The 6,750-nt window shown below is 30.0% G+C and carries 10 protein-coding genes and 1 pseudogene; 9 read left to right on the forward strand and 2 right to left on the reverse strand.

All coding sequences use genetic code 11. The features are described from left to right. The first annotated feature begins 13 nt into the window (after window positions 1-13). The 9 genes from ACQ3F0_RS20005 to ACQ3F0_RS20045 all read left to right on the forward strand — a co-directional run bounded on the left by ACQ3F0_RS20005 (window position 14) and on the right by ACQ3F0_RS20045 (window position 6,142). On the forward strand, window positions 14-421 hold the full coding sequence (locus tag ACQ3F0_RS20005; RefSeq protein WP_428867479.1) for a hypothetical protein: 408 nt from the start codon (window positions 14-16) through the stop codon (window positions 419-421). Then, window positions 421-1,746, forward strand: coding sequence for a hypothetical protein (locus tag ACQ3F0_RS20010; RefSeq protein ID WP_428867481.1), 1,326 nt, complete (start codon window positions 421-423; stop codon window positions 1,744-1,746). The genes ACQ3F0_RS20005 and ACQ3F0_RS20010 overlap by 1 nt, the downstream gene beginning before the upstream one ends. Further along, the gene (locus ACQ3F0_RS20015; RefSeq protein WP_428867483.1) at window positions 1,746-2,048 is read left to right on the forward strand and encodes a hypothetical protein; all 303 of its coding nucleotides are present in this window, start codon (window positions 1,746-1,748) and stop codon (window positions 2,046-2,048) included. Before ACQ3F0_RS20010 ends, ACQ3F0_RS20015 begins: the two co-directional genes overlap by 1 nt. Further along, a complete protein-coding gene (locus tag ACQ3F0_RS20020; RefSeq protein ID WP_428867485.1) occupies window positions 2,048-2,182 on the forward strand; it encodes a hypothetical protein in 135 nt (44 codons plus the stop codon). Before ACQ3F0_RS20015 ends, ACQ3F0_RS20020 begins: the two co-directional genes overlap by 1 nt. A gap of 113 nt (window positions 2,183-2,295) precedes the next feature. Continuing rightward, a complete protein-coding gene (locus ACQ3F0_RS20025) occupies window positions 2,296-4,365 on the forward strand; it encodes a hypothetical protein (RefSeq protein ID WP_428867487.1) in 2,070 nt (689 codons plus the stop codon). A 13-nt stretch (window positions 4,366-4,378) separates the two neighbouring features. Then, complete coding sequence (locus tag ACQ3F0_RS20030; RefSeq protein ID WP_428867489.1) at window positions 4,379-4,576, forward strand: hypothetical protein; 198 nt, start codon at window positions 4,379-4,381, stop codon at window positions 4,574-4,576. 89 nt (window positions 4,577-4,665) lie between these two features. Then, the gene (locus ACQ3F0_RS20035; RefSeq protein ID WP_428867491.1) at window positions 4,666-4,965 is read left to right on the forward strand and encodes a hypothetical protein; all 300 of its coding nucleotides are present in this window, start codon (window positions 4,666-4,668) and stop codon (window positions 4,963-4,965) included. Between the two features lie 13 nt (window positions 4,966-4,978). After that, window positions 4,979-5,803: a peptidoglycan recognition protein family protein gene (locus ACQ3F0_RS20040; protein ID WP_428867493.1), complete on the forward strand. Its 825-nt coding sequence runs from the start codon at window positions 4,979-4,981 to the stop codon at window positions 5,801-5,803. A gap of 12 nt (window positions 5,804-5,815) precedes the next feature. Beyond that, entirely contained in the window at window positions 5,816-6,142 is a 327-nt protein-coding gene (locus tag ACQ3F0_RS20045; RefSeq protein WP_428867495.1) for a hypothetical protein, read from the forward strand. A gap of 1 nt (window position 6,143) precedes the next feature. Here the strand turns inward: ACQ3F0_RS20045 and ACQ3F0_RS20050 are convergent, their stop codons facing one another. Together ACQ3F0_RS20050 and ACQ3F0_RS20055 are read right to left on the reverse strand one after the other, a co-directional pair. Continuing rightward, on the reverse strand, window positions 6,144-6,371 hold the full coding sequence (locus ACQ3F0_RS20050; protein ID WP_428867497.1) for a helix-turn-helix transcriptional regulator: 228 nt from the start codon (window positions 6,369-6,371) through the stop codon (window positions 6,144-6,146). 232 nt (window positions 6,372-6,603) lie between these two features. Beyond that, a pseudogene (locus ACQ3F0_RS20055) lies at window positions 6,604-6,750 on the reverse strand (IS110 family RNA-guided transposase); the annotation flags it as partial.

Here is a 6,750-nt window from a genome sequence, read left to right on the forward strand (position 1 = left end):
GTAGGTGTAATAAATGGCGAATAAAAATGTAGTAATAAAAACGAGAAATGATAGCAATAGTGATTGGGATATTATATATCCTGTCACTATTGCTGATAATGTAAAATGTAGTGACGGTAGGTCTGTTTGTGCGCAATTGAAAGATATTGTGAACATAATTCAAAATATTTCAATACTATCAGCAAACTGGATTGATGATACTGCAACAAGGGGCTTTTGGGTATATGACTATAGCGATACAAAAATAAATAGCAATACTATAGTTGATATTAATGTGCATTTATCTAGTTTAGAAAATGCTAGTGATTTGAAAAGTGTTACAGAGAGTTTTGATGGTTATGTTAGGTTATATGCTAGTTCACAACCACAAGTAGATTTGAATTGTGATTTAAAATTAATCAAGCAAGTAGGTGATGCTTAATGGCATATGGGAAAATTAATGTTGGTGGAGGTGCTAAATTACCAGGAAATGTTCTACAAGCAGAAATTGGATTGGGTGAAAACATAGGAAAAGGGGATTTAGTCGATATTTTAAAAGGTAAAATGGTAAAAAGCTTTGACAAAGAAATCAGAGTTATTAATTCTACAACCTATGAGTCAAAACCGATTTATGATTATCAAAGTATTAAACTATCTAGTACAAAAGTTTTATTAATATATCATACTGGTAATAGCACCTCAAGAAAAGTAAATTTAACTGCAAAAATTATTGACACATCAGGATTACTACCAGTGGTTACACAAACATTTGTTATAGACTACTTGACAGCCCTTTCTTCATTGAGTGTTCATCTTCTACCTGATGGGCGTGTAATATTGTTATACACTAATTATGATGATAAGAATGGGCGAGCTGTTTTACTAGCTATAGATAGTAATGATTTAATAACAGCAGGAGAAATTCTTATATATAGCACTTACGCTCCTGAGTATATTACAATACATGAAACAGCGATAGACAGTGAGATAAATATACTATTCACCGATAGCTATCATGATGGAGGGGTCTTAAAACTTACACTAAATAGCGATAATACTATTTCTATGGGAACTATTTATGTTTTTGATACTTATTATTTTCCAGTAACAGCTGTAGAAATTGTTCCTAATTTTGTTTTAGTGCTTAATTTTTCTGATTCGGATTGCGATAATATGCGTGCTTCTGTGTTGACTATAAATGAAAATAGTTCTGCTTCTATTATCGGTGACCAGTTTATTGCCAGTAGTTCTTATGGGTTTTCTTCAATAACACTACGTAAGTTATCTTCTGATAATAAATTCTTAGTCTCTTACGGAGAAAATGGACATATGCTAAACAATGATGTTAAAGATAGAAACTTTATAGTTCAAGCCTTTGAAGTTACTGATATTGCTAATGGTAGTATAACAGTTGGTGAAGATTGTCGTATATATAACCATATGTATTTAGCCTTTTGTCCCTCATCATTGTTCACTATAGGCAATGATAGAGCTATAGCTTTTTATCAGATTAGTGATAATGATACTTCATACGCTGTCACGCTTAAAGTGGCAGAAGATAATACAACAAGTGTAATGAATACTACTGATATTTCAGAGATAGTTGATGATATAAAAGGTGCAGTTTTAACAGATGATAACAGTATTATAATACTACAAAACTATTCGTTTACTCTGCTTTCAAGTTATGATAAAAGCTTGGGCATTGCTCTGCAAGATGGTGTTGGCGGTGAAACAAAAAAATTTAATTTATGGGGGAAAGTATAATGAAAATTCTAATGGATAAAGACAATATAATAATAGAGATTAATGAATCAATAGAAACTGTGTCTAATGGTATAAAAGTTAATGGTATGGTATATGGCGTACCTACTATGCATATAGCCGAAATAGACAAAATGCCTGAAGGTATTGAAGTTAGAAAGTATAAATATGTTGATGGTGAGTTTAGTCTTAATGAAAACTATGTAGAACCTATTGATACAGAAACAGAAATTATTAATTTAAAAGCACAAATCAGTGAATTAACTATACAGTTAGGCGATGCGTTATTGGGAGGTGCTTTATAATGAGTTTTTGGGCAAAGTATGTTCTATTAAAAGAAAAGCAAGGTCAAACAAGAGAAGTAACGCTTCAAAAAATTGGAGATAAATTTGGATTAGGAAAAAGACAAGAAATTGAACAAAAATTAGATTCACAATAGGGATAAAAGATGAATTAAATAATTAAGAGTAAAGATAAAAAAGTGAAGGTTTAAATAATTTAATGTTTATGCTTTCATTTTTAAATATTAAGATATATAAAGAGAGGTAAGAAATGGGTAATGGAAGAATTACTAAAAATGAATTGTCAAGTAATTTTAAATTGGAAATTGAAGATTTACGAAGCATAGTTGGAGGAAATAGTTCGCAATTGGCAGAAATTACGAACGAAATAAAAGAAGAATCTACCACACCACGAATATATAATCCTAGTTCATTTTTTAAAGTTGGCAAGGGATTTGATGCAGAGGGGAATGATGTTGGAGATACTTATAAGGACAGTATCCTTAATGGTCAAATCGACACTGTTAAGTTTGAAGGTAGAACTTTAACCAATTTACTTGGTAGTGATGGAGATTGTGAAGACAAGTCACTTTGGCAATCGGCTAATTCTACCGATGTAATTAACTACAGTGATGATAAAGTATACGGGAATCAAAGTTTGAAATCAATCGCCAGTGGTAATGGTGAATTTGGTTTATATAAAGATATAAGTTTAAACATAAATAATTATTTTATCCTGAGTGTATACGTAAAAAGACTAAATGATAATCAAACTCATGCAAAGCTTGCAATAAGAGACACAGATTGGCATACACTTTGCCATGATATGGTGGCTATAAATAGCAATGAATGGGTTAGAGTTGGACTAAAAGTTGCACCTAATGACATTAACACGAAAACTATTCACAGGATAAATATAAACTCGACATTAGGAGTTTATGTTAGTGGAGATGAATTATTGCAAGATGCCTTTCAAATAACACCTATTACTTTGGACGAATACAACAATTTAACGACGGATGAATTATTGCAAAAACACCCATACATCAACAACACTAAATCTACAATTTGTGCTCAAAGATTTATGAGTATAAATAAAAATTTAGCATATAACGTTAAATATTTTGAAACCGATGAATTTCATAACAGCGTTACAGCTCAACTAAAGAAAATAAAACCTAACACACAATATACTCTATCAATAGTAGTACCAATGGGTGAGAAATTTTATACAAATGAGCGTTTATTTACTACGTCACTTGCTATTACTGGAACTGGGCGCAGACACTCAGTAATAGTTACAACTAAAGATATTGTGAATACTACTTTGACAGACCAGTATATTGAAGGATTAGGTTGGAGAATATTTAAAAATCATAGTGGATATTCGTCAAGTGGAAATGCATGTGATTTACAAATTGAAGAAGGTAGCACACAAACTGACTACGTACCATACGAAGAAAGCTTATGCTACGCATATGCACTTGACGAAAACGGAGAAATCTTAACTCTAAGTAGTGTAGGTGATGCTAAAGATGAAGTTAACTTTGTTGATAAGAAGGTTGTTAAGAGGACTGTTAAAGACAAGTGTATAATTAAAAATGCTACAGGATGGACTGAATATCAAGAAAAAACTACAACAGTAGGGTTTTATAAATCTTTATCTGATATTGGAATAACAAACATAAAATTGTCAACTAATTTACTTATAGCAAATATAGAGTTATTTGGAATTAATTTTCCCATCGTTTCGTTTAGTTATTTCTATGACAATGATGTTGAATGTATTGCTATAAGTGATGCAGGGAATTTTGTTATTAGAATAGATAAAACAAGACTTGCTTCAATAGATAGTGTGGGATTAGAAACGTGGTTACAATCTCAAGCGTCAATCATCCTAAATTATGAATTAGTAACACCAAAAGAATACGACTTGATAGTAAAAGGTGAACCATACGCATACAAAGATGGACACGTTCAGATTAGCTCATATATTCCAAAAGAATTTGTTTATACAGATAGCAAAATCACTTTACCTTATGCGGTTGAAGGTATAGATATTTTGTTAAATTCCAAAGGTGAGGAAATAGCTAAAGAGGATATAACACTTGCGGATGATGGATCGAGTTTTATGGTCATAGGCGCAATCAATGGCGATGTATTTATGGTCTATGCACCTATCAGAGAATCAGAGAACGCAGTTGGTGTTTTTTCTGCAAAATACTTGACTGGTGGCGTAAAAAGCCAAGTCGAGGGACTTAATCGAGGTCAACAGGAACATAGTAAAAAAATAATGACACTTGAAGATACTATGAGAATGTTCATAGTTCAAAATTTATAAAGAGGTGATTTGAATGATATTAGGTGCAAATAAGAAAAATTCATTAGATAGTATAGAATATTGCATAGACCATAATTTATTTTCAAAAGAATACTTACAAGGGAAAGTCGTATTATTACCAACTACTTATGAGGATATTGTACAAGAAGATATTCAACCATTGTTAGATAAGTTGAATCCACCAGTACAAGAGGAATCTAGTTCGCAATAGATAAAAAAGGTGAACTAACTAAATAATATTAAAAGGCAAAATAGGGACTAAAATATAGTCTTTTTATTTTGCCTTTTTGGAGGTGTACTATGAATGATGATTACTTAAAAGCATTAGAAAAGAGACTTGAATCACTAGAAAATTCTAAAAATGATTTTGAAACAAGAATAACGGCATTAGAAAGAAGGAGTGATGTAAGCAATGAGCAGATAAAGATGATATTTAACATCTTAAATGAAATTAAGGGATCTATAGCTTCCATTGCAAATAAATTAGATAAAATTGAAGAAGAGCCTTCAAAACAAGCACAACAGTTTAAAATGGCTATGTTAACATCTGTAGGTACTGGAATTATAGGAATAATTCTAGGATTAATATTTGGAAGATAGGAGAGTGATATATATGTTCAAAATTATAACGATAGAAGAATTATTAAACGAATTGGATAGATATAAATATAAAGAGTTTCATATACATCATACATGGAAGCCTAATCATGCATCATACTCAGGTTCAAATGCAATTTCTCTACAAAAGGCAATGAGAGATTATCATATAAAACATAAAGGGTGGTCTGATATTGGACAACATGTTTCACTATTTCCAGATGGAAAGTTTGTAACTGGAAGAGCTTTTGCTAGAACTCCAGCTTCAATATTAGGTCATAATATAGGTGCATTTATGTGTGAGATGGTAGGAAATTTTGATTGTGGATATGATATTTTAGAGGGTGATCAAAAGAAGAACATAATTAAATTGGCAAAATACTTTGATAATAAGGGATCATATATAAGATTTCATAGAGAGAATTCCAATAAAACATGTCCTGGTAGTTCGATTTCAAAAAGTAAATTTATTAAAGAAGTTGAAGCAGTTGTTATATCATCACATTTTAAATGTGGAAGTTTTTGGACTAGACAACTTCAAGAATTATGTAATGAAGCTTTTTTTAGTGATAAATATGGTAAAGCTTTAAAAGTTGATGGGATATGGGGAAGAAAAACAGAAAGTAAAGTTCCTAATATTAAGAAAAACAGTACTAAGAGATATTTTGTGGGTTTAATACAGAAAATTATACTTGAAAAGGGATATAAATTACCGAGATTTGGAGCTGATAAAAATTTTGGAGAAGAGACTGAAAAAGCCGTTAAGCAATTTCAAAAAGATAACAATCTTGTTCAAGATGGAATTGTTGGTAAATTAACTTGGTATGCACTAGTTAATTAGGAGGCTTATTAAATGAAAGATCTTTTAACATTTTTATGGGAATACAAATTCATTATCGTAATACTTGTTAGTATAATTCTATTCGCTTTTCTAGAATGGGAAAAGTTCAAATCAATCGTTTATGTACTTATGCTGCAAGCTAAAAGGTTAGCAAAAGATGCTGTATTAAGTTCAGGTAAAGAACAAGAAGAGTGGGTAGTTAAAAAGTTATATACATTATTACCTAAAACTATTACTAGAAATATAAGCGATAAATTAATGCATAAAATAGTGCATATTTTCTATATAAAAGCAATGGACTATATTGATGATGGGGAATTTAATAATAGTATCAAATGATTTAAATTGTATACTTATGTGAAATATAATAGCATTCTATCAAAGAAAAAGGACAAATTTTAAGTACTTTTCCTATTTTTAATAATAAAGATATGCTTATATCATATTTATTATTTTCAATTTCACTTAAATAGTTTTGACTTATACCAATTTTAGCTGCTAATTCTTTTTGAGTAATTTGTTTAGAGGTTCTATGTTCTTTTATGCTTAGTTTATATAAGGGTTTCATATAGTAATTATAAATACTTTTAGTTAACTTTATCAATAAAAATTTATAAAATTTTACATGAACTTTTGTGAGTTTCTTAATTTCATATAGCTATTTTAGCTTTTTTTATTGTATAGACCAGTTATAAAAAGTCAATAGTTTTTTTAGAGAAAATTATTTTGAAAAAAAAGTATACTTAATAAACCATCATTTATATACAAACAATGGACAAAGAATAGTTTGGAAATATACGTTAAACAACAATTTTTAAACGAGTGTTTATATACAGTTTCATATGAGTTTCAGGTAGTCTCATTTCAAAAGGTTTTTGATCCCTGAGAATCGCAAAAAAGTGATTTATGAGTTTATGCATAACAGCACATAAGGCGACTTTTTTAGG

Origin of the sequence: Clostridium sediminicola (assembly GCF_050402865.1) — a bacterium.
Classification (GTDB): domain Bacteria; phylum Bacillota; class Clostridia; order Clostridiales; family Clostridiaceae; genus Clostridium_AF; species Clostridium_AF sediminicola.

What these genes read in the sequence shown, in the direction of transcription:
- ACQ3F0_RS20005 (WP_428867479.1), top strand. Translation starts at nt 14, where the DNA reads ATGGCGAATAAAAATGTAGTAATAAAAACGAGAAATGATAGCAATAGT.
- ACQ3F0_RS20010 (WP_428867481.1), top strand. Translation starts at nt 421, where the DNA reads ATGGCATATGGGAAAATTAATGTTGGTGGAGGTGCTAAATTACCAGGA.
- ACQ3F0_RS20015 (WP_428867483.1), top strand. Translation starts at nt 1,746, where the DNA reads ATGAAAATTCTAATGGATAAAGACAATATAATAATAGAGATTAATGAA.
- ACQ3F0_RS20020 (WP_428867485.1), top strand. Translation starts at nt 2,048, where the DNA reads ATGAGTTTTTGGGCAAAGTATGTTCTATTAAAAGAAAAGCAAGGTCAA.
- ACQ3F0_RS20025 (WP_428867487.1), top strand. Translation starts at nt 2,296, where the DNA reads ATGGGTAATGGAAGAATTACTAAAAATGAATTGTCAAGTAATTTTAAA.
- ACQ3F0_RS20030 (WP_428867489.1), top strand. Translation starts at nt 4,379, where the DNA reads ATGATATTAGGTGCAAATAAGAAAAATTCATTAGATAGTATAGAATAT.
- ACQ3F0_RS20035 (WP_428867491.1), top strand. Translation starts at nt 4,666, where the DNA reads ATGAATGATGATTACTTAAAAGCATTAGAAAAGAGACTTGAATCACTA.
- ACQ3F0_RS20040 (WP_428867493.1), top strand. Translation starts at nt 4,979, where the DNA reads ATGTTCAAAATTATAACGATAGAAGAATTATTAAACGAATTGGATAGA.
- ACQ3F0_RS20045 (WP_428867495.1), top strand. Translation starts at nt 5,816, where the DNA reads ATGAAAGATCTTTTAACATTTTTATGGGAATACAAATTCATTATCGTA.
- ACQ3F0_RS20050 (WP_428867497.1), bottom strand. Translation starts at nt 6,371, where the DNA reads ATGAAACCCTTATATAAACTAAGCATAAAAGAACATAGAACCTCTAAA.